The organism is Microbulbifer maximicatervae (SeqCode) (genome assembly GCF_056232625.1).
Map to the genome: position 1 here is coordinate 1,618,791 of NZ_CP174324.1, position 26,792 is coordinate 1,645,582.

The window sequence follows — 26,792 nt, forward strand, 5'->3', positions numbered from 1 at the left end:
CACTGAACTATGCTTGGGCTACCAAATTCCGACCTAACTGACAGTGGGACAAAAATGGCGAACAATCACAAAGAGACATCAAAAGCGATACTGGAATTGTGGGGGGACAACTTCCCCGACAAAGCGACAGATTATTTATCACCGGATTATAAAAATCACCAAATGCCCTATGCTGGCGGTTCCACGTCGGTTTTATCGATAAAAGACTGCCTGGATTTAGTCGCTGAATTTCACCAGGGATTCTCCAACACAAAATTAGAAATTCTGGTACAAGTTGCCGAGGGTGATTATGTTTGTACCCGCTGGAGGATTACCGCCACCCATACGGGTAAATTCCTACAGTATGACGCAACAGGAAAAACCAGCAGTTGGACTGGCGTACATACCGATAGATATAAAGATGGAAAAATGGTGGAAAGCTGGGTGGACTGGGATAAATATACTTTCCTGGAGCAATTAGGTTTAGTTGAATAGCCGACCACGAACCAGTCAAAGGTAGCCTGCACAACGCTACCTTTGACAAATAACAATATATCAATCTTTCTGTATCTATTTACGATAACATCTCTATGGAAAAAGTTTTATTGACTGGCTTTGAGCCCTTCGGTAACACACCGATAAATCCAGCTGAGTCAGTTATGCGCATGCTGGACGGAACACAAATAGCCAATGGTGATATTCATGGTCTTTTGATACCCAACAACTTCTTTGAAAGCATTGAAGTTGTCACGGATGCTATTGAAGAAATAGAACCGCAATTAGTGGTGATGTTAGGAGAGTACAGTGGCCGTGCAATCATTACAGCTGAGAGAATTGCACAAAATTATAATGACTCCACCAGATATAACCTGAAAGATAACCGGGGAGTTGAAATGCAGGGTGAGCCGACTATACAAAATGGTCCTGTCGCTTATCACAGCACACTCCCTATCCGCGCAATGGTTATGGCAATGCGCAATATTGGTGTTCCTGCCGACATTTCTGATACTGCGGGTACTTTTTGTTGCAACCATATGATGTATGGCGCGCTTCACTATATCGCGACTAATCAACTAAATATCCCCGCCGGCTGGATACACCTTCCTCAGCTACCCCAGATTGCCGCACTACCCGAAAATATCGGCAATCCCAGCATGTCAAAAGAAACTGCCGCCCTTGGGATACAGGCCGCCATTGAAGCCGCACTAGCTAACCCGCGGGACACTGACGATCCAATCCCTTCTCACTTACAAATCTAATCAAATTGAACAGTTTAGTAAGGTCATATTCTCCCTACTAGTAATTTTTATGCAAAAAAAACATACAAAGAAGGAAATATCAACGAGATATTTCAAAGTACCAAGTAGATCAATAAATGCTCTTACCGCACAAAAAAAGGCCATATCGACACTATAAATCAAACCCTTCTAGTACTACTAATTTATAGCAACATCATCACTATATTTATCCCCTCCAGACAGACCCGACATCACAGCTACTGTGCCAGTCCAAAGAGTATTTCTACAGAAGAGACAATCAATGTCATTAAAGTGATGCCCCTTTTTCGCCAAGGTATCCAAAACCCACTTCAGGTTTACAGCTGCCATAAACTGTCTATTTCTTATGGTTAGAATACTGGGCGGCTGAAAGGACTGAATGCTATTTGCCTTGGCAACCATTCCGATATTATTAGCATTCTGAATTCTGCGTCTTCGACTATCACTATCATTGTGAGACATAATCGCATTAATCGAAGTATAAGTTTCATTGTTAGTATTGTGTCTATTAGTAGCGCTACTGGTATACTTCGTCAGGATGTAGTTAAAACAAGTATCATTTAAACCTAAATCTTCAACAGAATTGGCCCCCCGATCATAAAACCTCCCAAGTCCAGGATCATTCACACTGAATTTATCATGCGAGTAAAAATGCAGGTTAACATTGTGCTCTATTTTGAAACTGGATGTAGTTCTGCGATACCCGTGAGCAGTTACAATTAACCGGTTCGTTGTCATTCCACGAGGAGTCCACAACCAAGCACGCCCATCAAGATCTATACACTGATAGTTCCCTGCCACCGCCACTTCAGAATCATCAAAGGTATGCCAAAGTGCTGTTGCTTTATTACCAAAATAATCCTTTAACGCACTTTTGACATTACTGAAAAACTCCTTTGCAGGCATAAACCCTCCCCAGCTTTCAAAGCCGAAGTTAACAAATAGAATTATCTCGAGAAAAATCGTATTCCACTCAACAACCGAAGTAAATGTTTAAAATATGCGATTTTTTAATCAAAAATAGCTTTCAATAGCTACAGGAAATATGATCCGGAGCCTATCAGGCAAACCATTAGATACTCACTCTTCAGGAGCAGGAAGCAAAGAGTCGACAGTTAATATAAGTAATTTCGCGGGATCTGTTTTGGAGGGATTAATCGTACAATGCCCCTGCTGGTCAATAGCTATACCATTAACAGGCGTATCTCCCCCAAAATGAACATCTCCAGGCCTATATGTCACCTCAACACCGTCCCGAGTTGTCGTACGCCAACAGCCAGATAATGTAATAACCCATTGAGGGTTCGGAGTAGAGTGAAAATCGCTTTTCCACCCAGGAGGCAAAATTGCAAACTCACTTCGAATAACTTTAGGTAAATCACGATAGTGATATTCGGGCACAGGATTGGAGTATTGAATCAATTCAAAATCTGAAAAATGTCCTACAGTGGTTCTTGACCTTCCTCTTTTATCATACCATAGATGATAAAAATCTTGGCGAACGATTTCTTCTTGCACTACGAGTATCTCACCTCATCAGCAAAATCTAAAAACTGCCTCATCGATAAGTCACTAATTAGCTATAGGTTACCCCTAGTTTCAGACAATCCAGTTCACCTACTTAGAAACTGTAACACCGAAGAATTTGTCTTCCTCAAGTATTGATCTACAGACCACCTTCTGCCGCCGGTTAACACAAAAGACAAACAAATAAAAGCCCAAAAAAGAGGGTATTCCCACCCCCCATAAACGGTTTGTATATTTCCACTAATATCTATACCACTGACATGGCTTGCCCATGAAAAACCCGCGAGATAATGCCGCCCTTCAAATAACGCAATTATCAAATAGAGAGCAGTTCCAACAGCGGCAAACCGCGTAAACAAACCGAAAGTAAATCCAACAAATGCAGAGAATTCACAAATACCAGAGATGATCACCATTGAAGATGAGTATCCAATCCCCTCAAAATAACGAACAACAAAATTGTAAGCATCGGCTCCCAGCAGACCAAACTTTTCAGCAAAATGATGGGTAAAATTGAGACCGATATAAATCCGAATCAAGGCCAACTGTAAATCAGCTGCAGTCCCATAACTTTCGTGCGTGCTCTGCTTCATATAACACTTCCTTAACACACAACTCAACCACAGCCATACCTTCCCTTTTAAGAGATATCATATAAGGGTTTACAGTTATCTATAATAATAGGCCAAGCCCACCCTGTTGAACCGCAAAAATTGCCTAATTCGCAACGCCGTATATATTATTGCGGTAAGTCAGATTTACCTAAATGATAAAAGAGGCACTTCAAAGAATGCCCCAAACCTATTCTCTGGAGGAGGCCAGCAGCTCATCGATGCACTTACACCGTAAAACCAAATTCACCGGCCTTTCTCTGAGCAAAGCCCTCCTATAAAAGCTTCAGGAAAAAGCTACTGCTCAAACACAGTGGATTTTATAGTAATTAGAACCGTACCCATAAATATCAAAGCAACTCCACTCACAGCGTATACGTCAAACTTTTGCTGCCAAATAACAACAGAAGCTGCACAAACAAGAGCAATACCGACGCCAGACCAGATGGCATAAGTCATTCCCACATTCATATTTTTTAGTACAAACGCAAGAAATAGACTCGCCAGAGAATAAAAAAATATAGAGGCCATTCCCAGCCACCACTTTTCCCAACCGTTGGAGGCCTTAAGTAGTAGGGTAGCTGTAACTTCGGTAATGATCGCAAAAAATAAAAACAAATAGGTCAAGTTCTACTCCATTAGAATTTATTGTAGTCAAATCACTTGATCAGCTAGATACTATCAAATTTATGACGAATAGCGCTATTGGAAAATAGCGGGAATTCTGCTATTTACTATGCGGCTGTACGAAATACAATGCTGGACTTTACAGTCAGCAGTCAGCCCTCTGGCTACCCAAGATAACTCATGTCTTCCCATTGACAAATCAGCAATAAAAGAAGAGCTAGATTTCAGCCCCGACAACTACCTAGCCTATCGATACCAATAGATCTAATTGTAGTATTACAGCTGTTTTTTATACTCCTCCAGAAACAATCGTGACTAATTTTACACTCATATTGGCCCCATACCAGCGATTACTGACTTGTTGAAAAATACTCAATGTGTGCAAATATTTATTAAACAGAGGAGTGCGGACCAAATAACATCTACCTCACGTAGCAGGCAAGTTGCATAGAGCAACAACTAAACGATATTTGGGATATAGGATTGAAATATCGTGAAACCGATACTTGGTATAATTTGTGTGGTTACACCCTATATCGCCAATGACGTACCCCTTTTTAGACCTGTGTTACTACAGGCATACAATCGCGATGATTACAAATTTCTCGATTTAGCGTTTAGAGCGCAAAACACTTCTCTCCCAAGCTATCGACAGAACAGTATTCTTCGTACCTACCAGCTGAAAATCGCATCTTCTTTTTTTATTAGAAAGGCGGCAGATAAAACACAGCCCCCCTACTTCACAAGGGTATTGAAGAAACTAAGTAGTATGGTCTCAAAATGCACTGGAATTGGTTGCTCAGAAGTTGGCTGCCCAAAATATCGCAGAAAGTCCTACAGAGATTTGAAGCATTACGAACATCAAATCCTTCCACAGATTTCATTACACATAATGATTGCTTCAAGTTACTGGATCCAGGCAATCCATGTTCAAGCCCCTTACAGGCAATCTCGGATATCGAGGCAGACCATCAGCAACAAATGAATGCACAGCAAAGCGGCGATACTTATGCGCAACATTATAGTCCGTTCCGTAACGGGAAACTCTGACGAGGCCTGGTCTGATTGGCGCTGGCAAATGCGCAATCGCATCAGCACATTGGATGGCCTAAAGCGATGGATCAATGTTTCTACTTCTGAATCTGACGCTATCCAAAAGCTAAAAGGAATCTATCGGTGGAGTATTACACCCTACTACGCCTCCTTAATGGACCCTGATGACCCTAATTGTCCAATTAGATTGCAGGCAGTTCCCTCACTAGAGGAAACCATCGTACCCGACAGTGCAGACATTGACCCTGTAGGTGATCAGTATTTTCGTAAAACCAACCGCGTCGTACATAAGTACCCAGATCGCGTCATCTTTCTGGTAACGTCTGTTTGCCCTGTTTATTGCCGTCATTGCACAAGGAAATTTCACACCACAACGGTGGGCCCGGAAAGTTATTTTGAACAAGGCGAAGCAACCAGCTGGGATGAGGATATTGCTTACATAGAATCACATCCACAGATTCGCGATGTATTACTCACCGGCGGCGACCCACTGATGTATTCCAACGACCGCTTGGCCAAACTATTGGAGAAGCTGAGAGCAATAAATCATGTGGAAATTATTCGTATTGGCTCACGCTTTCCCGTACTGGCCCCCCAACGTATCACCGACGAATTGTGCGAAATGCTCGCATCATTTCATCCGGTGTGGCTGAACACGCACTTTAATCACCCCAAAGAAGTCACAGAAGAAGCCGCCGCTGCATGCGACCGCTTGCTGAGAGCGGGCGTTCCGGTGGGAAATCAAACAGTGCTTTTAAAAGGCGTAAATAATTCACCGGATGTTATGCGACAATTGATGCTCGCTCTGGTAAAAATACGAGTCAGACCCTACTACCTCTATCACTGCGATAATGTGGTCGGTGTCTCTCACTTTATGACAAGCCTGAAGGAAGGACAGGCGATTTATGAGTCATTGCAGGGGCACATCACGGGTTTTGCGGTCCCTCAATATGTACTTACTACTGAGCTGGGCAAAAACCCGGTCATGCCCTACGAATATGTAAAACAAGGCGATATCGAAGGCGAATGGCACATTCGAAATTTCAGAGGGCAAACGGGTATATATCTGGAGTAACAAAGTGCTAACTACCAGAGAAGGCAATCATAAGTCACAGATTTATTGCGCTGATGCCTTTTGGATGCTCCTGAGATATCCAAAACACCAAGTGTTTGGCAACGGTAGTCTGCACCACAATATATCGTAGAGTTTTACAGGATCCAGGATAACTATAAATGACTGCTTATAGCTGATTCCACAATGCGGTTGATCATGGCCCCATACTGAATACCCGCCAATTCACACATCACGGGCAGTTCAGAAACTTCAGGCCGCAAACCGGGTAGGACATTGACCTCCATAACCATGGGGGCTCCCTGTGCATCATAGCGAATATCAACTCGACCACCATCACGACACTCAAGTACTTCCCAAGTCTTCTGCGCAATTGCTCGAACCTTTAGCGCCTGACCATCGTCAACCAGCCGGCCGGGGAAAGCTCCATCATACTTGTAATAAACAGGTTCATCGCCCAATAACTTTTCCATCACGCCAATGCACTCGGCAGTTGCACCCGTCCCCAAAAAACCCACAGTAAACTCTCGGCCAGGTAGGAATGTTTCAACCAGTACTGGCTGATTAAATCGACTCAAAAGGTATTCACAGCGGTTTTTCAAAGCTGCCTTGTCGATAACTTTGGACTCAGGCGATACCCCCTTACTGGTTCCCTCCCTGAGCGGCTTTGTCATCAAAGGGTATTCAAGCTCCACTCGATTGACATCTGTAACGCTTCGAACAACTGCAAACTGTGCCGTTGGTATACCCATATCCCGCAATATGCGTTTGGTCATCTCCTTATTAAGAGTCACTGTGCTGGCAAATGGATCAGAAAATGTGTACGGTATCTTCCAGGCGTCCAACAAAGCGGGAACCTGTGCTTCGCGCCCCGTTCCATACATCCCCTCAGCAACATTGAACACTAGATCCCAGGTGTTACCTTCAACCAGTTGCTGCGCCAATCTGTAAATATTGCCGACCCGTTCGATATGGTGGCCTGCGCAGGTAAGCGCATCGTGAATCGCATCTATCGTCTCCAGGTAATCAAGTTCAGCGACGTCCTCTTCACTAAACCCCATCCCGAGATAATCATCACGAAGGTCGTAGACTATACCGATACGCATCAATCATGCTCCGCTGCCACTACACAATCTATCGAATGCCGGACTGGAATATTAGCTACGCAACTGATTTTCACTTTAACGCCCCCCAGCCCCTACCCGGAAAAGTGAACGTAAAAAAGAAGTTAATAACCTTCATTAGTACTGAGTTTTGGATAGGGTTGAAGTCGAAAGTACTTGCAAGTAACCATTAATAAAGACAACTAACCAAATGCCGTATTGCCCGTAGAGCTAATTAGCACAAAAGCTATCACGCAAGGTTCTTCACCTCGATTGACCCAATTATGAACTGTCCCCCGCTGGACAAGTGCATCTCCCGCAGACAGCTTCACAACAACCTCATCTCCCATTTCCATCTCGATATTCCCAGACATCACTACCGCATAATCAATGCTGTCAGTTTGGTGAGATCGTGGCGTAACTCCCGGCCCAAATTCTACGACCTTAAAAACCGAGCCTCCCGGAATCGTAGTTCCATCAAATTTTCTCCCGCCGTTGTCTCTACCATCTTCACAAAGCTCTACGGGCAAGTCCTGAGTAGTCCATAACTGCTGCTGAACCATATGAGGCCGCCAACTACTGGTATGCAAACCCTGATCATCTATGAGCACTACTGGCTTTCCCTCTGGGTCGTGCCCTGTAACAACTCGCCGGACATTCACACTCATCGCACTCTCCTTTCTCCTGGGAAGCAACCATCTAGTTACGGGAGAATATAGTTCAGCCAGCAGCTAGCCAGCTTACCGGACAGTGCTGGTATCACCGATGTTGCGAAATCACTATAATCGCGCCCATGTCTGAGTTACCTATTCACAGTATCCTCCCCGAACTGCTCCAGGCCTTGAGAGGGCATAGTAATGTCGTGCTCCAGGCGCCCCCCGGAGCGGGTAAAACGACCGCCGTACCACTGGCATTAATAGATGAGCCTTGGTTGAGCGGAAAGAATATTATTATGCTGGAGCCGCGACGTTTGGCCGCTAGAACGGCAGCGGCGCGCATGGCTAACCAGCTGGGTGAGAAAGTTGGTGATACCGTTGGATTTCAGGTCCGGGGAGAGCGGAAGTCAAGCAAGAAGACTCGCATCCTGGTTGTAACCGAGGGAATTCTCACGCGCCTCTTACAGGCTGACCCTGAATTGGCATCCAGTGCTCTGGTCATATTCGATGAATTTCATGAGCGCAGCCTGCAAGCCGACCTCTCCCTCGCCTTATGTCTTCAGTCCCAGGAGTATCTTCGCGAGGATCTCAAGATTCTGGTGATGTCTGCCACCCTGGATACCAGCGGCATCTCCTCACTACTAAATAACGCACCCATCATATCCAGTGAAGGACGCAGCTATCCCGTCGATATTGAATACTTAAACCAACGAGAAGAGCCCGAGGACAAACGACAAATCCCAGCTTTGATGGCAAGTAAAGTTGTCGCATCCTTAGGCAAACAAGAAGGTAGTGTTCTCGCCTTCCTTCCTGGTGTCGCCGAAATCAAACAGGTTGAGAGCTTATTGGGGGAGCGACTATCTGAGGAAACCGAAAAGGGCCGCATTATTATTGCACCGCTTTTTGGGGATCTGAGCCGTGAGCAGCAGGATCAGGCGATAGCACCAACGGCACCAGGCACGAGAAAAATCGTACTGGCTACAAATGTGGCCGAGACCAGCCTGACGATTGAGGGCATCCGAATAGTTATCGATTCAGGATTAATGCGCGAATCGCGATTTAATCCCAACTGTGGCATGAATCGTTTGGTGACAAGCTCGATTTCCCAGGCCTCAGCTACCCAGCGCACAGGGCGCGCCGGGCGTCTCAGCGCCGGCTACTGTCTGCGACTCTGGAGTGAGGGCCGGCAGCGGTCATTGAGCGCCAAAAATACAGCGGAAATCACCCGCAGTGACCTGGCTCCCCTGGCACTTGAATTAGCCAAATGGGGGGTTACCGATGTCAGCGAGCTCAACTGGCTCGACACACCACCCCCAGGACCTATGGCCCAGGCCCAACAGCTCTTGCAGCAACTGGGGGCACTGGATGACAAACTGCGTATTACCCCTCACGGGAATACCATGCTGGCCTTTGGCGCCCACCCTCGCCTCGCACATATGTTAGTTGCCAGTGTCAGCTGGGGATTGCATGAACAGGCCTGCCTGCTGGCAGCGCTACTATCTGAACGGGATATTTTTCGTGGCGAAGCACGATGGGATCGGGACATTAGCAAACGGATTCAGGCTCTGCAGTCCCAAAGCAACGATCGGTGGGTAGATCGCGGTACTGCTCATAGAATACGCCAGCAGTCTAAAACCTGGCTCTCTCAATTAAAGAAAATTGAGTCAAGTTCAAGTCCTGCGCTACAGAGTATCGATCACTCCGATGAAACTGGTGCCCTGCTTGGACTCGCCTACCCAGACCGTATTGCGAAATCACGCAGTGATACCGGCCGCCGGTTTCTACTCTCCAGTGGCCGAGGCGCACATTTCTCCCATGATGACGCCCTAGCTTTAAGCGAATACCTGGTCATTGCCGAACTGGATGGCCAGGGCCGAGATGCAAGTATCCAGCTGGCAGCAGAGATTTCCCTGCCCGCTTTGAAGTCGCATTTCGCCGCCCAGGTCAAAGAAGAGATTTCAGTTCGCTGGGACGAGACTACCGGCCGCGCTGTCGCCCTACAGCAAACGCAATTGGGGGCGCTGGTTTTACACCAGCGGCCTGCAGCAGATATTCCACCGGAGACCCTCAGTCGCGCATTATTAGAAGCCGTACGAAAGAAAGGTCTCTCCTCCCTCCCCTGGAACACAGAAGCTAACCAGTTACGTTTTCGAGTGGAATTTTTGCGCCAAAGTGAAGTGTCCGGGGATTTTCTCGGCGACACTCGAGTACCAAACTGGAGTGATGAGGCTCTATTGGAGACCATGGAGGATTGGCTGTTACCTCATTTGCAGGGGTTCAGCAAACTTGAGCAGCTAGGGCAGCTTGACTTGCAAAGCATCTTGCGCGGACAGCTTGAGTGGGACCTGCAACAAAAACTCGATGACTTGGCCCCCAGTCACTACCTGGTTCCCAGTGGCTCCCGGATAAGAATCGACTACGGAGAAACCCCACCTGTTTTGGCTGTGCGCCTGCAGGAGCTATTTGGATTGGCACAAACTCCAACAATTCTAAAAAACCGCTATCCATTGATGATTCATTTACTCTCTCCGGCACGGCGCCCCGTTCAAATTACCCGTGACCTGGTGAATTTCTGGGCCAATACTTACCAAGAGGTAAAGAAGGAGCTGCGTATCAAATACCAGAAACACTATTGGCCCGATGATCCCCTGACGGCTGAGGCTACTACTAAAACGAAGAAGAGAATGGATATGGGACGGTAGTTCTTTTTTTAGATTCACTGCCCCTGGGCAGCAAAATTACTTTCTGGGCGGCGGTTAAGTTAACATTCAGCAACAACCGGATAGCATAAGCTGCCGCAAGGGATAGGAACTCGCGCCAATAGAGATAGTCTGAATTATTTTGGCCCGCAGCGACGCCCCAAAACCAGAACAAACTCTAACTCGTAGCAATGGAGATGTATTTTGCGCCGAATACTCTTAGCAGCTCTCAGCCCATTACTGATATTTGGCTGTAGCCTCGATGATCTTCCCGATGATTTGAATCAGTCAACTATCAAGTACGATAAGGAAATGCGTTACCTGGTAGAGGATATCAGCGCCTACGCCAAGGGCATCAACCGTCACTTTCTCATCGTACCCCAGAATGGGGTTGAGTTGATTACTACGACAACCACTACCACTGGTCCCGTCGATGAAGCCTACCTGGATGCCACAGACGGCATTGCACAGGAGGCCCTCTTCTTTGGCGCAAATGGTGTTGTCAACGAGCCCACCAGCGAGTCAGAAACCAAGCGCCTGCAAACTTACCTGGACTTGGCGAAAGATGAAGGGGATACAATCCTAATCACGGACTTCACCAATATTGAGCGGGATATTCAAGAGTCATATGAGAATAACGAAGAAGCTGGGTATATTTCTTTTGCCGCAGATAGCGAACTCCTGAACGATGTACCGCTATATCCCGATGAGCCCTTCAATGTTAACTCTCTGGACATTGATGACCTTGAGGAAGCCAAAAACTTTATCAATATCACCAATACCAGCAACTACTCTACGCCTCAAGATTTCATCGATAAACTGAGTGAAACCGATTACGACATATTGATAATCGACTTTTTCTTTGACGGTGAACCTTACACAGAAGAACAAATTGAGCAGCTCAGGGTAAAAGAAAATGGTGGGCGCCGCTTAGTGCTGGCCTATGTCAATGTCGGCGAGGCACAAGACGATCGTTATTACTGGAAATCCTATTGGTACAACACCCCTCCCGAATGGCTATTGGGAGAAGTACCCGGTGAGTCAGGCAATTACTATGTGAAGTACTGGCAGGAGGGCTGGCAGAAAATTATCTTCGGCAACGATGATTCTTATATTTATATGATCGTTGATGCAGGATTCGATGGGGCCTATATGGATGGAATCGATGCATTTGAATACTTCGATTCCGACGATGAGTAATCATTAGGCCCCAACGCTTTCACTCAGCAGGTATCAGGCCTGCTGAGCTTCCTTATATTGAGTCACATACTGGGAAAGCCGCCCGGACATTTCCTCTGCCAATTTTTGCAGGGCGTTGAGCGGGCGTATCATCACCTCAAACTCAATAATCTTGCCTTCATCATTAAAGCGGATAATATCCAATCCCTTCAGACTCTTATCACCGATGGAGGCTGCGAATTCAAGAGCCAGATCGTGTCCCGATTCGGTAGTAAATTCACGGTCGTATTCAAAACTCTCAAAAACCTGCATCACCGTATTGAGAATCAGGCACACAGCAGCGGAGCTGTGGTAGGGCTTAAAAAATGCCGGTGAACGAAAAACAGCATCTTCTGCAACGATCGCTGGCAAGCGACTCAGATCTCGCGCAGCGACCATCTCGTGCCATAGGGCAATAGATTCCGCTATTTTATTATTGGAATTGTTCATTGGAGACTTCCTCTTCACTCACTTGTTTTTGTAAAAATTCTCTCCCATCAGCACACCCCAACTCGTAAGTTTTTTGGGCTAGCTCAGGATTTGTGTAATCCCAAACACTGATGAATGGCGGTTTCGAGGGCTGGACATAAGTCCAATCCTGATCGCCGTTACGATGTGTAAATATGTCTGGGAACTGATCGTAACGACGGGTCAACAACACCAGCACCCTTCCCTTTCCATTATCCAGCCCTGCCACAGGGATGTTATCTACCACCCCACCATCGAGTGCTGTTCGCCCCCGCAACTTAAGTCTTGGGGTGAATGGCGGCGTACAGGAGGAGCACAAAATCAGGTCCACCAACTCCTCAATACTGGAACAATCCCGGGCTCGATAAAATTGCTGCTTAAAACCTAAGCGCTGGGCGATCTTGGGGTGAAGGCTGCGTAAAAAATGCTTATCGGCATAGTAGGCCATGGCCCCCACTCCAAAAGCCAAACCTCCAGATAGGCCTTTTGGTGGGTGAACAACCGCAATTCGCAACTCTGCGCCCTGCTGAAGGGTCTCCAGTCCATCGCGAAACAGCTCTAACATCGCATTGCGGTAGATTCCATATTGGGGGAACACAGGTTCTTTACCAAAAAGGTTTCCCCAATAAGCATTTTTTTCATTAGTCTCGAACGCAGTCCAGAAATGCTCTCGAGCCTCCTCCGTCTTACCCATCAGCACCAGGCTCGACATTAGGCCCCCTGCCGAAACCGCAGTAACCACCTTCGGAGAAAGACTAATTTCGTTGGCTATGGACTCCCAAAAGCCAATCTGCCAGGTACACCGCCCACCACCACCGGCAAAAACAACTTGGTCAAACATGATCGCGCTTCCCTGCAGCAGCCTTCCGACAGGAACTTCCTGAGTCCATTCTGTGTTTTACATCCTCTCAAGTGCAGTTTCAGGCCGCTCTTTGCGTTACCGCCAACACTTTTGACCAATTAGTTTCAGCCTTCATGATGACATATTGATGACGACAACAATATGCAACTAATTGCATAAGCTAATCGAATCACAAGCATTGTGCAACTGATCGTCTTGACCCTGAACTCACTGAATACTCAAATTTCCACCAGGCGTTCCTTACCGGACACAAGCGCATCAAGAAAGGCATAACCGTCTGCAACCCCAATTTTCAAGGTGTGCCTCAGCGCACTGGGGTCAGCAAAATTCCACATCCCGATGGGCAACGGACTGGAAGGCTGAACATAAGTCCACACCTGATCCCCCCTTTGCACACTGAAACTGTTCGGTAGGTGTGGAAAGCTCCCTGTATCCAAAATCAGAACCCGCCCTTTGCTAGCATCCAAGCCGGCGACCGGAGCATTACCTACCAGAGCTCCATCCAGCACCTCTGCACCATCAAGCGACAACCTTGGGGATATGGGGGGGGCACAGCAGGAACTCAAAATAAGCTGCTCAAGATCTGTCCCATCTTTGCATTTACTCACGGGGTGAAACATTTGGCGGAACCCAAGATGTAACGCTGTATTTGGATGCAAGTCGTGAAAGATGTGTTTGTTAGAGTAGAAAATTGCCAGCCCCAGTGTTAAAGCGAGAGGCACAGGCAACCATTCCGGGGGATAGGTCACTGCAATTCTGAGGTCGGCAGATTGACGTAGAGGCTCAAGGCTATCGTGGAAAAATTCATGCACCCCTTTGCGATAGATCTCAAAGTGCGGAAAAATTGGTTCTTTACGGAATGAATTATTCCAGTAGAAATTCCTCTCATTTTTTTTGCAAGCAGAGTGAAAGTAATTAACACCCTCACGGCAGCGGTCCGTAAGCATGAGTGCCGCTACCATGCTGCCTCCGGATGCAGCACAAACAACTTTTGGCCGGATCGGTAATTCGCGACTTAGGGATAACAAAAAACCAAGCTGCCAAGTGCAACGGCTTCCTCCGCCACCAAAAACCATTTGATCAAACATGACGACACCCTCTAAAAAAGGCTATCGCAACAAATACGGGTATTTTTGATTTTAGGCAGGAGTTTTTGTCTCTATCGCCACCAAGCGTTAAAGCGAGATCACAGTTAATGGCTCTATCCCAACTATTACGCATCTCAATCAGCAAACCTGCCAACCACCTTGATACAAATAGATATAAAAAAGGCTTCACTTTTCAAACCAACTAGGCATTGAGACTAAAGGTGTCTTTATCTCAACACTCAGTGCAAACTTATGAGTAACTTTAAGATCGTAACCTTCCAATCAGTAATTCAAGATATCCCCAGTCATATCAGGGAGGACTCTCAAGTAACCGCCCTTCGCCACTCAGTGCCGCTAAAAATGCACGGCCATCTGCAATCCCCATACGGAAAGTATCTTTCACCTCTTCCGGACTGGCAAAATCCCAAACATTAAGTGGAACATGTCCAGAGGGCTGAACATATGTCCATTCCTGGTTAAATTTTTGTACCGTAAAACGGTCCGGCAGCTGTGGGAAACGTCGGGTTAGCAAAATAAGCACCCGTCCTTCAGCGGTATCCAGCCCACCAATAGGCACACTATCTACAACCCCTCCATCCAATACCTCTGCACCGCCCTGCTTCAGACGCGGAGTCAGAGGTGGCGTGCAGGATGAAGTAATAACCAGCTTCTCTAACTGGGACGGATCTGAACAGTGACGAACTTTATAAAAAGATTGGCGGAAGCCCAATTTAAGTGCAGTAGTGGGGTGAAGGTTCGGGAAAATATAAGTATCAGAGTAATCAATTGCTGCTCCAATCATTAACGCGATCGGACCAGGCAGCCATTTCGGCGAAGTACTGACTCCAATACGTAGGTCTGAGGCTTCCCTAAGTTGATCAAAGCCTCCAGAAAATAAGTCGCTTAATGCTCGCCGATAAATTGTATAGTGCGGGAATACTGGGTCCTTGCGAAACATATTGCCCCAATGGATATTTTTCCCATTGGACTTAAATGCCGAAACGAAGTAATCCACCCCGTCGAGTGACCTGCCCATCAGAACCAGGCTGGCAACCAGGGAGCCAGCGGATACTGCACTGACCACCCGAGGTGCCAGATCAATTTCCTTTGCAACCGACTCCCAAAAGCCGATCTGCCAGGTACAGCGCACGCCGCCACCGGCAAACACCACTTGGTCAAACATAGATTGTTCTTCCCTGGAGTTGGCGCACAAGCAATCACTAGCATGACCAATCACTGGATCGCTGCACCGGCACTTTACATTGCCCCAGCGCCTCAAAAGCACCGAGGAATATTTCAAATATATACAGTGTGGGAGTAGTTCGTAGGGAGGCTTACGCGGGATCTAACCTGAGAGGTTCACTGCAATAAAAAAGGCGAACACAAGGTTCGCCTTTTTCTTTTGAGCCACTTGGCCGACTCAGAATGGTCTCAGGAACTCAGTAGTAAGCCTGGGACTTGTCGGTGTGGTCAGTAATATCTTTCACGCCTGCTAATTCGGGGATTTTCTCTTTGAGAGTCTTTTCCACGCCTTCCTTTAAGGTCATATCAACCATGCCACAACCCTGACAGCCGCCACCAAACTTCAACACAGCAAACATATCCTCGGTCACTTCTACCAGGCTTACCTGGCCACCGTGAGCTGCCAGGCCCGGATTAACCTCGTTGTACAAAACATAGTTAATACGATCCTGGATAGGGCTGTCGTCAGTAATTTTCGGCATACGGGAGTTGGGCGCGCGAATCGTCAACTGCCCGCCCATCTTGTCCGAAGAGTAATCGACCCGAGCATCATCCAGATAGGGAACGCTGCGCCCTTCGAAGTAAGCTTTGAGACCGTTCATTTCCAACATCACATCACCTTCTTCCTCCTCTCCCGGGCGGCAGTAGGCGATACAGGTCTCGGCGTTAGGCGTGCCGGGACTGGAAACAAACATGCGAATGGCAATTCCCTCACAGTCCTGTTTGGCCAACAGCTCTTTCAGGTATTCCTGAGCGGGTTCAGTAATAGTGACATTCAAATCAGACATATAGGCTCTCAAATAACCAAGCTTCTTTGTCGGGTATTCTACTCTCAGAAAGACTCAAGGGAAACCGGTCAGTTGGAACCCTTTCGACCGACCGGCCTCACCACTCTCCTAGGTGGGGATAAATCCCATAAGAGTCTGGGCGGTTTCCTCTGAAGAGGCCGGATTTTGACCAGTTACCAGTTTGCCGTCTACCACTACATAGGGTGCCCAATCACCACTTTTGGAGTAGTTTCCACCATTTCCCTTGAGCATATCCTCAACCAGGAAAGGCACGACATCCACCAGTTCAACCGCAGCCTCTTCCGAGTTGGCAAACCCGGTCACACCTTTTCCCGACACCAGGTAAGCGCCATCCTGACGGCGTGTATGACGGAAAATGCCCGGAGCATGGCACACAGCACCGATCGGCTTGTCTGCGGCAAAAAAGTTCTCAATCAGTGCAATTGAGACCGGGTCTTCCGCAAGATCCCACAAGGGACCATGGCCACCGGGATAAAAGACTGCATCAAAATCAGACTCATTCATATCAGCCAATTTGTGGGTATTGGCCAGAACCTGCTGAGCATCGGCATCAGCCTGAAAGCGATGAGTCGCCTCCGTCTGAAAATCCGGTTCATCACTCTTGGGATCGAGAGGCGGCTGCCCGCCTTTTGGAGAGGCCAGGATCACTTCAGCACCGGCGTCCTTGAAGATGTAGTAAGGTGCGGCAAACTCCTCCAGCCAAAACCCCGTTTTCTTACCGGTATTCCCCAGTTCATCGTGGGAAGTCAGAACCATCAGTATTTTCATATTTCTGTCCTTATAAACTTTGTCAGCTTTGCTTCAATCATCATTGCCTATGCGCACAACTAACTTGCCGAAGTTCTTTCCTTCCAGAAGCCCGATAAATGCATTGGGTGTTTCTTCCAACCCTTCGACCATATCCTCAAGATATTTAATACTGCCTTCCGCAACCCACTGGCTTAATGTACGCACCGCTTCATGAAAACGTTCGTAGTAATCGAAAATAATAAAGCCTTGGATTTTCAAGCGTTTGGTCAGTACATCCCGCATTAACAAACTGGTCCGATCCGGGCCTTGCGGCAATGAGGTTGCGTTGTACTGAGAGATAAGCCCACATACAGGAATCCGCGCAAAATCATTTAATAGCGGTTGCACCGCATCAAAGACCTTGCCACCAACACTTTCAAAATAGATATCGATACCGTCAGGGCAAGCCGCAGCCAATTGATCGACAAAATCTTCGGCGCGGTGATCCAGGCACAGGTCGAAGCCCAACTCCTCTACCGCATAGCGACACTTTTCCTCACCTCCAGCAACACCGATTACCCGGCACCCTTGCAACTTGCCGATTTGTCCAACTGTTGCCCCCACAGGACCGGTAGCAGCTGCAACTACCAGAGTCTCTCCTTCTTTTGGCTCCCCAATTTCCAGCAAGCCAAAGTAGGCAGTGATTCCCGGCATACCCAGCACTCCCAGGGAGAAGGAGGGGTAATCCGGATTTTTACCCAAGTTAATCAACCCGGTACCATCAGAAATGGCGTAGTCCTGCCAGCCGCTATAACTGAGTATCCAATCCCCCTCCTCGAAGCCATTCAATCGGGACTCAACCACACGGCTCACCGTCCCTCCAACCATGGTCTCTCCCAGTGAAACAGGCTCTGCATAGGACTTCGCATCACTCATTCGCCCCCTCATATAGGGATCGAGCGATAGGAATACTGTGCGCAACAGCACCTCGCCGACCTCCGGCTTGACCACAGGGGCATGCTCCAGGCGGAAGTTATCTGTCGTCGGGGCACCTTCAGGGCGGGATGCCAATACCAGGCGGCGGTTTATATCGCTCGATTGCATTCTCTATTCTCCATAACTTCGTAAAATGGAAGTCAAAGTCGCCAAATTAGACCGGTCGTCTAGAAAGGCGCCATAAAAATACCCGCAACGGTTTTCCCCTCGCGGGCTCAGTAAAAAACTCAGTGTTTTCCCAGTATCTCCTGGGTCGCCAGCATCGCCTCTGCCATTGGCGTATCGTTGCGGTTTAACTTGGCCAACAGGCTGGCTCCCAGCCACAGCTGGTACAGGGAAGCTGCGGTGGCACGGGCATTGAGGGTGCTAGGCAGAGAACCGTCTTCCCCTGCCAGCTCAATACAGTTCTGGAGCTTCTGAATAATATGCTCAGTCCCATCTCTGAGGATAACCCGCATCGATTCAGACAGGTCTGCCACCTCAGCGCTAAGCTTAACCACCAGGCAGCGGTGTGCATCGTAACGCTCCCCACTACTCTTCTGCCAAGCATCAAAATAGGCCAATAAATTATCGGCGGCAGATTGATCCCGGGAGGAAAAGGCAACGTCCATCTGTTCCAGGTAGCTGCGAAAATAATCTTCCAGCAGAGCCTCGCCAAATTGCTCCTTGGACTTAAAGTAGTGATAAAAGGATCCCTTTGGCACACCGGCGGTTTTGAGAATTTCACTCAAACCCACACCGGAGAAGCCTTTTACGGCCATCACGGTATAACCGGTATCCAACAAATGTTGGCGAGTATCTTCATAGCTGCTTTTCATGCCTAGCACTCTACGCAAAACTAGACCGGTCGTCTAGGGATTTATAGTGATTAGGCGCTGTGAAGTATCTATTAATTGCTCAACTTTAATCAAAATTGCTCTGTTATTGTGGTGGATCAACCAAAAAGGCGTAAGTCGCAGCCAGTGAGTGGGCGTGACTGTGCTAAGATTGGCGCCATTCCCACCATCGGCAAAAGATCGACAATATAAGGATTGGTAAATGTCCCAGCAGTCCCGTGACCAACGTCTCGAGCAAATTAATGCCGCGCTTGCGCAGCGTATCCTGATCCTGGATGGCGCTATGGGGACGATGATCCAGAGGGAGAAGCTGGAAGAGGCCGATTACCGGGGTGAGCGCTTCGCCGACTTCCCACGCGATTTGAAAGGCAATAACGACCTGCTCAGCCTGACCCGCCCGGAGCTAATCGAAAAGATTCACCGGGAGTACCTTGAGGCGGGCGCGGACATTATCGAAACCAATACTTTTAACGCGACCCAGCTGTCCCAATCTGATTACGATATGGAACACCTGGTGGTAGAGATCAACCGGGCCTCCGCAGAGATCGCGCGCCGTGCAGCAGATGCACTCTCTACCCCAGAGCGCCCGCGCTGGGTAGCCGGGGTCATCGGCCCCACTTCCCGCACCGCCAGTATTTCACCAGACGTCAATGATCCAGGGGCACGCAATGTCACTTTCGATGAACTGGTAGAAAACTATGTAGAAGCGGGCCGTGCTTTGGTCGAAGGCGGCAGCGACCTGATCTTAATCGAAACCATTTTTGACACCCTCAATGCCAAGGCCGCTATCTATGCCATGCAGCAGCTCTTTGAGGAGCTGGGTTTCGAACTGCCAATTATGATTTCCGGCACCATTACCGATGCCTCTGGCCGCACCCTTTCCGGCCAGACGACCGAAGCTTTTTACTATTCTGTTGCCCACGCAAAGCCAATTTCTGTGGGGCTCAACTGTGCCCTGGGCGCCACCGAATTGCGCCCTTATGTGGAAGCCTTATCGGGCGCCTGTACCTCTAATGTCTCCGCCCACCCCAACGCGGGATTGCCCAATGAGTTTGGCGAATACGACGAAACCCCAGAGCAGACCGCCGCAATCGTAGCGGAATTTGCCCGCAGCGGATTTATTAATATCCTCGGCGGCTGTTGTGGCACCACCCCCGATCATATTCGTGCAATTGCCGACGCAGTGGCCGATATACCCCCACGACAGCAGCCGGAAATAAAACCTGCTCTGCGCCTGTCCGGACTGGAGCCATTTGTCGCCGATGAAAACGCCCTATTCGTCAATGTGGGCGAGCGCTGCAACGTCACTGGCTCCGCCCGATTTAAGCGCCTGATCCTTGAAGAGGACTACGACACCGCCCTGCAAGTGGCGGCGGCCCAGGTGGAAGATGGTGCGCAGGTAATCGACTTCAATATGGATGAGGCGATGCTGGATGCCCTCGCCGCTATGCGCCGCTTCCTCAACCTTGCCGCTACCGAACCGGATATCGCCAAGGTGCCATTTATGGTGGACTCCTCCAAGTGGGAGGTGATCGAGGCCGGCCTGCAATGCATCCAGGGCAAGCCCATTGTGAACTCCATCAGCCTCAAGGAAGGCAAAGAGGAGTTTATCGAAAAGGCCCAACTGTGCCTGCGCTACGGTGCGGCTGTGGTGGTGATGGCTTTTGATGAAGATGGCCAGGCGGATACTTTCGAGCGCAAAATTGAGATCTGCAAGCGCAGCTACGATGTGCTGGTCGATGAAGTCGGCTTCGATCCCACCGATATTATTTTCGACCCGAATATTTTTGCTGTCGCCACCGGTATTGAGGAACACAATAATTACGCGGTGGACTTTATTGAGGCGTGCCGCTGGATTCGCGCAAACCTGCCCGGTGCCCAGATCAGTGGCGGCGTCTCCAATGTTTCCTTCTCTTTCCGGGGCAACAATCCAGTACGTGAAGCCATTCATTCAGTATTCCTGTTTCACGCTATTAAAGCCGGCCTGAATATGGGTATCGTGAACGCCGGGCAGTTGGCGGTTTACGACGAACTCCCAGAGGAGCTGCGGGAAAAAGTTGAGGATGTGATCCTCAACCGCAGCCCGGATGCCACTGAAGCCCTGTTGGACATTGCCCCCAAATACCAAGGGGATGGCGGTGGTGCGGCGCGCAAAGAGGACCTGAGCTGGCGCAAATTGCCCGTGAAGGAACGCTTGGCACACTCCCTTGTGAAAGGCATTAACAACTATATCGAGGAAGATACCGAAGAGGCCCGCGCAAGTTCCTCACGCCCACTGGATGTGATCGAAGGTCCACTGATGGACGGTATGAATATTGTCGGCGACCTGTTTGGCGAAGGGAAAATGTTCTTGCCCCAGGTAGTGAAATCCGCCCGGGTTATGAAACAGGCGGTAGCCTACCTGCAACCCTATATTGAAGCGGAAAAAACCGAAGACAGCCGCTCCAACGGCCGTATCCTGATGGCCACTGTTAAAGGGGATGTGCACGATATCGGCAAAAATATTGTGGGTGTGGTGCTGGCCTGCAACAACTATGAAGTAATCGACCTCGGCGTGATGGTGCCAGCGGAAACCATTTTGCAAACTGCAAAGGAAAAGGAGTGTGACATTATCGGCCTGTCCGGCCTGATCACCCCCTCCCTGGATGAAATGGTTCACGTAGCCGCCGAGATGGAGCGCCAGGGGTTTGATATCCCATTATTGATCGGCGGAGCCACCACCTCCAAAGCCCATACCGCCGTAAAAATTGATCCCCAATTCCATCGCAACCAGGTGGTGTATGTAGCCGATGCATCCCGCGCCGTAGGCATGGCCAGCAGCCTGATTTCCAATGAGCTGCGCCCAGCCTTTGTGGAAAAAATCCAGGCCGAGTATGAAAAGGTGCGCACCCGCACCGCCAACCGCAAGCGCAATGACACCCGCTTAACCTACGAGGAAGCGCGGGATACCGCTCCGGAATTTGATTGGAAAAACTACCAGCCAGCACGACCCAACAAGCTGGGCCTCACCGTGATCGACGATTTCCCTCTGGAGAAACTGCTCGACACTATGGACTGGACGCCTTTCTTTATTTCCTGGGATTTGGCGGGTAAATTCCCGGCAATCCTTGAAGACGAAATTGTGGGAGAAGCCGCAACCGATCTCTACGACAACGCCCAGCGCATGTTGAAAGAGATTATCGATAAAAAGCTATTGCGCGCACGGGCCGTATTCGGCCTATGGCCAGCCAATAGCGTCGGCGACGATATCATCGTCTACAAGGATGAAAGCCGCAGTGAGGAGCTGGCTCGCCTTCACCATATGCGCCAGCAGGTACAGAAACGCGGTGGTGATGGCCTTTGCCGCTCCCTGGCAGATTTCGTCGCGCCGCTTGAGTCCGGCCAAATAGACTATGTGGGCGGCTTCGCGGTTACCACTGGCATCGGCGCAGACGAGTTAGCAGACACCTACGAAGCCAAGCACGACGATTACAACGCCATTATGGTAAAGGCCCTGGCAGACCGTATGGCAGAGTCCTTTGCTGAGACACTGCACCGTTTGGTGCGAAAAGAATATTGGGGCTATGCCGAAGACGAAACCCTCAGCAATGAGGAGCTGATCAAGGAAGCCTACCAGGGCATCCGCCCAGCCCCGGGCTATCCAGCCTGTCCCGATCATTCGGAAAAAGCTACCCTGTTCAAATTGCTACAAGCGGAGCAAAATGCAGGCGTCAGCCTTACCGAGCACTTTGCCATGATGCCCGCAGCTGCGGTGAGCGGTTGGTACTTCGCCCACCCCCAGGCAAAGTACTTCAATGTGGGCAAGATCGGCAGGGATCAGTTGCAAAGCCTGGCTAAACGAAAAGGGGTCAGCGAACCGGAATTGGAGCGCTGGCTACGTCCCAACCTCGAGGAGTGAGCCTGTGGAAGATAATAATAAGAAAGCGAAAAAGCCCAATTTCGGCCAGGTGGTAGTCAGTACCCTGGCCGCCGCGATTGGCGTGCAGAGTGATAAAAACCGAGAAAGGGATTTTCAAAGTGGCAGTATTATGACGTACGTTATTGCCGGCGTTGTTTTTACCGCCGTATTTGTAATCGGATTGGCTCTAATTGTGAAAATAGTACTCGGCAATATGGGCTAAAAGCGCAGAGTGCTTTCCATCAGCTAGCAGCTACACAAATAAGCCGAGCGAAATGTCTATCGCTAATGCCCGGGACTACACAACTCCGGGCCAGCGGCGGGCTAGCGCGTGGCCACCCAAAAAACACAGGTGGCTACGAAAATTGCGACCAGTGCTACAGCAGCAATTGCATCCACTACATTATCGTCTTCAGAAACTACAGCTACTTCATCATTCATCGAATCTCTCCGATCGTTCTTTATTGTTATTTAAAGTAGTTGGGCCGCTGGATGCGGCAACCCAAGTAGAGCAAATCAAGTCATCAGTTGCAAGGCGGGGCCGGCAAACAACCTTACCAACCCAACTGCCTCTCTACGCCTGCCCGGAATAGAGAGCGATATGAAACCCTCCGGTGAGAGCCTGGCCAGTCTTAGCAACCTGTGTACGGCTGTTAATATCGACATTCAGATTGCCCCATTTATTTGGGGAAACTGACATAATTCCATTAACACCTTTGCCCTTGTTAACACTCGTCATATTGCAAAACACCACGGCTCCACCACCACTCTTGTTCGTCGCCAGAGAACCTGGACTCGGGCTTGAGCCATCGGAAATCAGAATATGTACATCGACAGTTTTACCACCCAGCGAGTTTTTTAGAATCCTATTGTTATGATCCAAACAAATATCAATGCCAAAAGTTAAGCCCTTGTACGAAAAAGTACTGTCACTTGCCTTGGTCGAAAAAGCATCATCCGTCTGATACTTATCATTGCCAACTTTATATTTCTTCAGCAGGAAATTGCCACCGGCCAGGATAGGAGCAATGCTCAAGTAAGATGCTGAAGAAAAACATCCACCACCTTTTGTGTAAGCAATAGTCCCTGCAACAATCAAAATGTTCGGGTACTGACGGGAAGCTCTGCGCAGGCCGGAATAAATATCACCCTTGGAGCCCTTGCTTAAAGAGTCGATGTGATTAGTTTTTGCTTTAGAGGCATACCCTGAAAAGTAATACTCCGGCGCAACCAACATCTTGATATATTTATCGTCGGAGTACTCTTGCATCATGGCTTTAGCGCGAGCCAACGCCCCCTCAAACACATCGAAATTACTGTTACTCACACCAGTAAACTTTGATGAATCATCAAACTCAATCATCGCCGCAAGGATATGTTTAGCCATCCCGCTTACCTCTTATATTTTTTTAGGAATTCACTCACTGACTTACCCACTGGCCAGTCTCATATGTGACTGGCGATTCGCACTTTATATCACCGCAAGTAAACTGAGAGGCGGTATCAATTCACAGCTAACCGAATTAGCGTCGATTTGCCAGGGCCCCGAAGTGGAGTCGCTACACTCAACAGGTAAGTTGCGGCTAAAAAACAGACAGGACGGCATAGATAGCCATTACTCCAACGCTCCTCGAATCTGCAACAACAGACAAGCACTATGCTGATAAATCTCTCTTATAACTGTTGGTTACAGATATAGCGGAAAATATTGTTATTTATTGCATAAGAGCGCTGGTATGTTATGCGCCAGCGGAGAATCGTCCGGGGCCTGCCCCTTTCTCCACCATCAGCGCACAAAGGCAATGGAATCAAGCTGTTATGTATCGATACGACGACCGGGACCGCGCCATCATCAACGATCGCGTAGCCCAGTTCCGCGGCCAAACGGAACGTTACCTTGCCGGCGAGTTGAGCGAGGAGCAATTCCTGCCGCTGCGCCTGCAAAATGGCCTCTATATTCAGCGACTGGCCCCCATGTTGCGTATTGCCGTTCCCTACGGCCTGCTCAACAGTGCCCAGTTACGCCGCCTCGCTCGCGTAAGCCGCGACTACGATAAAGGCTACGCCCACTTCACTACGCGCCAGAACCTCCAGTACAACTGGCCGCAGCTGGAAGATGTACCCGCTATTCTCGATGAACTGGCGGAAGTGGAAATGCACGCGGTACAAACCAGCGGCAACTGTATCCGAAATACCACCTCGGACCCCTACGCCGGCATTGCGCTCGACGAGATTGCCGACCCGCGCCCCTACTGCGAGTTGATTCGCCAGTGGTCTACATTCCATCCGGAATTCGCTTTCTTGCCGCGCAAGTTCAAGATCGCCGTCAGTGGTTCAGAACAGGACCGCGCCGCCATCCGTGTACACGATATCGGTGTACAGATCGTCAAGCGCGGTGAAGAGATTGGCTTCCAGGTATTGGTAGGTGGCGGTCAGGGCCGCACACCGGTTATTGCCGAGACCATCCGCGACTTCCTGCCGGAAGAAGACCTGCTCTCTTACCTTGAAGCGATTGTCCGCGTTTACAACCAGCTGGGTCGTCGCGACAACAAGTACAAAGCGCGCATTAAAATTCTGGTCAAGGCCCTCGGCCCGGAAGAGTTCGGCCGCCGCGTGGAAGAAGAGTGGCAACACATTAAAGACGGCGCTGAAAAGTTAACCCAGGAAGCATTGGATTGGGCTAAATCCTTCTTCACTGCCCCGGAATATCGCGAGTTTGACGGATCAGCTGCTGAAGCTGCACTGCAACAACAAGCTGACAGCGACAAAGCCTTTGCCCGCTGGCTTGAACGCAACACCTACCCGCACCGGGTACCCGGTTATCGCGCGATTAAGTTGTCCACCAAACCCACTGGTGTACCCCCAGGTGATGTAACCGATGCCCAATTAGAGGCTATTGCCGATCTCGCCGATACTTTTAGCTTTGGTGAAGCTCGGGTAACTCACGACCAGAATGTGGTACTCGCAGACGTCGAACAGGACAAACTGTTTGAACTCTGGCAACAGGCCCGCAAGCACGGCTTCGCCACACCGAATATCGGCACCCTGACCGATATGATTTGCTGCCCCGGCGGTGACTACTGCTCACTTGCCAACGCCAAGTCCATCCCAGTAGCCGAAGCCATCCAGCGTCGCTTTGACGATATGGACTACCTGTACGACCTGGGTGACCTCAACCTCAATATCTCTGGCTGTATGAATGCCTGTGGCCACCACCACGTGGGACATATCGGCATCCTCGGCGTCGATAAAAAAGGCGAAGAGTTCTACCAAATTCAGCTGGGCGGCAGTGCATCCAACGAGGCCAGCCTGGCTAAAGTATTGGGCCCCAGTTTCTCCCGCGCTGAAGTGCCAGACGTGATCAGCAAAATCCTCGACCTCTATGTCGAGCAACGCCAAACGGAAGAGCCCTTTATCGACACCTACAACCGCATCGGCCTTCAGCCCTTCAAGGAGAGAGTTTATGCCAAAGCCAGCTAAACTGGGCCCACAGCCGGGCAACCCCGCAGAACTGATCATCGATGGCGAAGTAAAGACCAACGAATGGCAGCTGGTACCCCAACTTGAAGCGGGAGAGGAGTTGAACCCAAGCACCCTGCCCTCCGGCAAAATTATCCTGCCACTGCGACAGTGGCTGGCGCATCGCGATGCGCTGTCATCCCGCAGTGACGAAGTCGGTGTTTGGCTGGACAGTGAAGAAGGTGCCGAGCAGATTGCGGAAGAAGCTCCCAAATTGCCGGTAATTGCCGTGCACTTCCCGGCATTTGCCGACGGTCGAGGCTTTACCGCCGGACGCATGCTGCGCGAGCGCTACAGCTTTACCGGAGAGTTACGCGCAGTAGGCGGATTTATGCGAGACCAGCTGACCTATTTACAACGCTGCGGCTTCAATGCCTACGCATTTGAAGGTGAGCAGCCTCTGGCAAGCCTTAAAGACTCGATGAGCGATTTTGGCGATAGCTACCAAACAGGGGTAGACCAACCGCTGCCCATGTTCCGTCGCCGCTTCTAAAGCTCAATTTAGACCTCTGAATACTCAGAG

General features: G+C 49.2%; 24 protein-coding genes. 9 read left to right on the plus strand and 15 right to left on the minus strand.

The window, feature by feature from the left end; translation table 11 throughout:
• Positions 1–54: 54 nt before the first annotated feature.
• Positions 55–474: an ester cyclase gene (locus ACJJI6_RS06940; protein WP_282933128.1), complete on the plus strand. Its 420-nt coding sequence runs from the start codon at positions 55–57 to the stop codon at positions 472–474.
• 95 nt (positions 475–569) lie between these two features.
• The gene (pcp, locus tag ACJJI6_RS06945) at positions 570–1,238 is read left to right on the plus strand and encodes a pyroglutamyl-peptidase I (protein ID WP_413665523.1); all 669 of its coding nucleotides are present in this window, start codon (positions 570–572) and stop codon (positions 1,236–1,238) included.
• A 177-nt stretch (positions 1,239–1,415) separates the two neighbouring features.
• Here pcp and ACJJI6_RS06950 read toward each other — a convergent pair whose 3' ends face one another.
• From ACJJI6_RS06950 to ACJJI6_RS06965, 4 genes are all read right to left on the minus strand, one after another.
• Positions 1,416–2,162 (minus strand): putative adhesin, encoded by a 747-nt coding sequence (locus ACJJI6_RS06950; RefSeq protein ID WP_475712930.1) that lies wholly within the window; start codon positions 2,160–2,162, stop codon positions 1,416–1,418.
• Between the two features lie 174 nt (positions 2,163–2,336).
• Positions 2,337–2,774 carry a cupin domain-containing protein gene (locus ACJJI6_RS06955; RefSeq protein ID WP_413665521.1) on the minus strand — a complete coding sequence of 146 codons (438 nt, stop codon included), beginning with the start codon at positions 2,772–2,774 and terminating at the stop codon, positions 2,337–2,339.
• 95 nt (positions 2,775–2,869) lie between these two features.
• Positions 2,870–3,376: a DoxX family protein gene (locus tag ACJJI6_RS06960; protein WP_475712931.1), complete on the minus strand. Its 507-nt coding sequence runs from the start codon at positions 3,374–3,376 to the stop codon at positions 2,870–2,872.
• Between the two features lie 315 nt (positions 3,377–3,691).
• Positions 3,692–4,021: a DMT family transporter gene (locus tag ACJJI6_RS06965; protein ID WP_475712932.1), complete on the minus strand. Its 330-nt coding sequence runs from the start codon at positions 4,019–4,021 to the stop codon at positions 3,692–3,694.
• Positions 4,022–5,030: 1,009 nt separating this feature from the next.
• On the opposite strand from ACJJI6_RS06965, the gene ACJJI6_RS06970 reads away from it, so the two are divergent.
• Positions 5,031–6,149 (plus strand): KamA family radical SAM protein, encoded by a 1,119-nt coding sequence (locus ACJJI6_RS06970; RefSeq protein WP_444941961.1) that lies wholly within the window; start codon positions 5,031–5,033, stop codon positions 6,147–6,149.
• A 152-nt stretch (positions 6,150–6,301) separates the two neighbouring features.
• On the opposite strand, the gene ACJJI6_RS06975 is transcribed toward ACJJI6_RS06970, so the two are convergent.
• Positions 6,302–7,252, minus strand: a complete 951-nt coding sequence (locus tag ACJJI6_RS06975; protein WP_444941962.1) for a D-alanine--D-alanine ligase family protein — start codon at positions 7,250–7,252, stop codon at positions 6,302–6,304.
• A gap of 200 nt (positions 7,253–7,452) precedes the next feature.
• Complete coding sequence (locus ACJJI6_RS06980) at positions 7,453–7,917, minus strand: cupin domain-containing protein (RefSeq protein ID WP_444897561.1); 465 nt, start codon at positions 7,915–7,917, stop codon at positions 7,453–7,455.
• A 125-nt stretch (positions 7,918–8,042) separates the two neighbouring features.
• On the opposite strand from ACJJI6_RS06980, the gene hrpB reads away from it, so the two are divergent.
• Complete coding sequence (hrpB, locus tag ACJJI6_RS06985; RefSeq protein ID WP_475712933.1) at positions 8,043–10,607, plus strand: ATP-dependent helicase HrpB; 2,565 nt, start codon at positions 8,043–8,045, stop codon at positions 10,605–10,607.
• A gap of 201 nt (positions 10,608–10,808) precedes the next feature.
• Positions 10,809–11,804 carry an endo alpha-1,4 polygalactosaminidase gene (locus ACJJI6_RS06990; RefSeq protein ID WP_444957456.1) on the plus strand — a complete coding sequence of 332 codons (996 nt, stop codon included), beginning with the start codon at positions 10,809–10,811 and terminating at the stop codon, positions 11,802–11,804.
• 33 nt (positions 11,805–11,837) lie between these two features.
• Here ACJJI6_RS06990 and ACJJI6_RS06995 read toward each other — a convergent pair whose 3' ends face one another.
• The 8 genes from ACJJI6_RS06995 to ACJJI6_RS07030 all read right to left on the minus strand — a co-directional run bounded on the left by ACJJI6_RS06995 (position 11,838) and on the right by ACJJI6_RS07030 (position 18,834).
• Positions 11,838–12,272 (minus strand): nuclear transport factor 2 family protein, encoded by a 435-nt coding sequence (locus ACJJI6_RS06995; protein WP_475712934.1) that lies wholly within the window; start codon positions 12,270–12,272, stop codon positions 11,838–11,840.
• Positions 12,256–13,131 carry a patatin-like phospholipase family protein gene (locus ACJJI6_RS07000; RefSeq protein WP_475712935.1) on the minus strand — a complete coding sequence of 292 codons (876 nt, stop codon included), beginning with the start codon at positions 13,129–13,131 and terminating at the stop codon, positions 12,256–12,258. Before ACJJI6_RS07000 ends, ACJJI6_RS06995 begins: the two co-directional genes overlap by 17 nt.
• 239 nt (positions 13,132–13,370) lie before the next feature.
• Positions 13,371–14,240: a patatin-like phospholipase family protein gene (locus ACJJI6_RS07005; RefSeq protein ID WP_475712936.1), complete on the minus strand. Its 870-nt coding sequence runs from the start codon at positions 14,238–14,240 to the stop codon at positions 13,371–13,373.
• A gap of 310 nt (positions 14,241–14,550) precedes the next feature.
• Complete coding sequence (locus tag ACJJI6_RS07010; RefSeq protein ID WP_475712937.1) at positions 14,551–15,423, minus strand: patatin-like phospholipase family protein; 873 nt, start codon at positions 15,421–15,423, stop codon at positions 14,551–14,553.
• Positions 15,424–15,679: 256 nt separating this feature from the next.
• A complete protein-coding gene (gene nfuA / locus ACJJI6_RS07015) occupies positions 15,680–16,270 on the minus strand; it encodes a Fe-S biogenesis protein NfuA (protein WP_282933143.1) in 591 nt (196 codons plus the stop codon).
• A 108-nt stretch (positions 16,271–16,378) separates the two neighbouring features.
• Positions 16,379–17,059, minus strand: coding sequence for a type 1 glutamine amidotransferase domain-containing protein (locus ACJJI6_RS07020; protein ID WP_475712938.1), 681 nt, complete (start codon positions 17,057–17,059; stop codon positions 16,379–16,381).
• Between the two features lie 33 nt (positions 17,060–17,092).
• Positions 17,093–18,124: an NADPH-dependent curcumin/dihydrocurcumin reductase gene (curA, locus tag ACJJI6_RS07025; RefSeq protein WP_475712939.1), complete on the minus strand. Its 1,032-nt coding sequence runs from the start codon at positions 18,122–18,124 to the stop codon at positions 17,093–17,095.
• 119 nt (positions 18,125–18,243) lie between these two features.
• Positions 18,244–18,834 (minus strand): TetR/AcrR family transcriptional regulator, encoded by a 591-nt coding sequence (locus tag ACJJI6_RS07030; protein WP_282933146.1) that lies wholly within the window; start codon positions 18,832–18,834, stop codon positions 18,244–18,246.
• A 220-nt stretch (positions 18,835–19,054) separates the two neighbouring features.
• Here ACJJI6_RS07030 and metH point away from each other — a divergent pair, with 220 nt between their 5' ends.
• Positions 19,055–22,750: a methionine synthase gene (gene metH / locus ACJJI6_RS07035; protein ID WP_475712940.1), complete on the plus strand. Its 3,696-nt coding sequence runs from the start codon at positions 19,055–19,057 to the stop codon at positions 22,748–22,750.
• Positions 22,751–22,754: 4 nt separating this feature from the next.
• Positions 22,755–22,973 (plus strand): DUF2970 domain-containing protein, encoded by a 219-nt coding sequence (locus tag ACJJI6_RS07040; protein ID WP_413665506.1) that lies wholly within the window; start codon positions 22,755–22,757, stop codon positions 22,971–22,973.
• 351 nt (positions 22,974–23,324) lie between these two features.
• Here ACJJI6_RS07040 and ACJJI6_RS07045 read toward each other — a convergent pair whose 3' ends face one another.
• A complete protein-coding gene (locus ACJJI6_RS07045; RefSeq protein ID WP_475712941.1) occupies positions 23,325–24,137 on the minus strand; it encodes a hypothetical protein in 813 nt (270 codons plus the stop codon).
• A gap of 431 nt (positions 24,138–24,568) precedes the next feature.
• Between ACJJI6_RS07045 and ACJJI6_RS07050 the strand changes: the two genes are divergently transcribed.
• A complete protein-coding gene (locus tag ACJJI6_RS07050; RefSeq protein WP_444905527.1) occupies positions 24,569–26,230 on the plus strand; it encodes a nitrite/sulfite reductase in 1,662 nt (553 codons plus the stop codon).
• Positions 26,214–26,762, plus strand: a complete 549-nt coding sequence (locus tag ACJJI6_RS07055; protein WP_475712942.1) for a DUF934 domain-containing protein — start codon at positions 26,214–26,216, stop codon at positions 26,760–26,762. The genes ACJJI6_RS07050 and ACJJI6_RS07055 overlap by 17 nt, the downstream gene beginning before the upstream one ends.
• Positions 26,763–26,792: the final 30 nt, after the last annotated feature.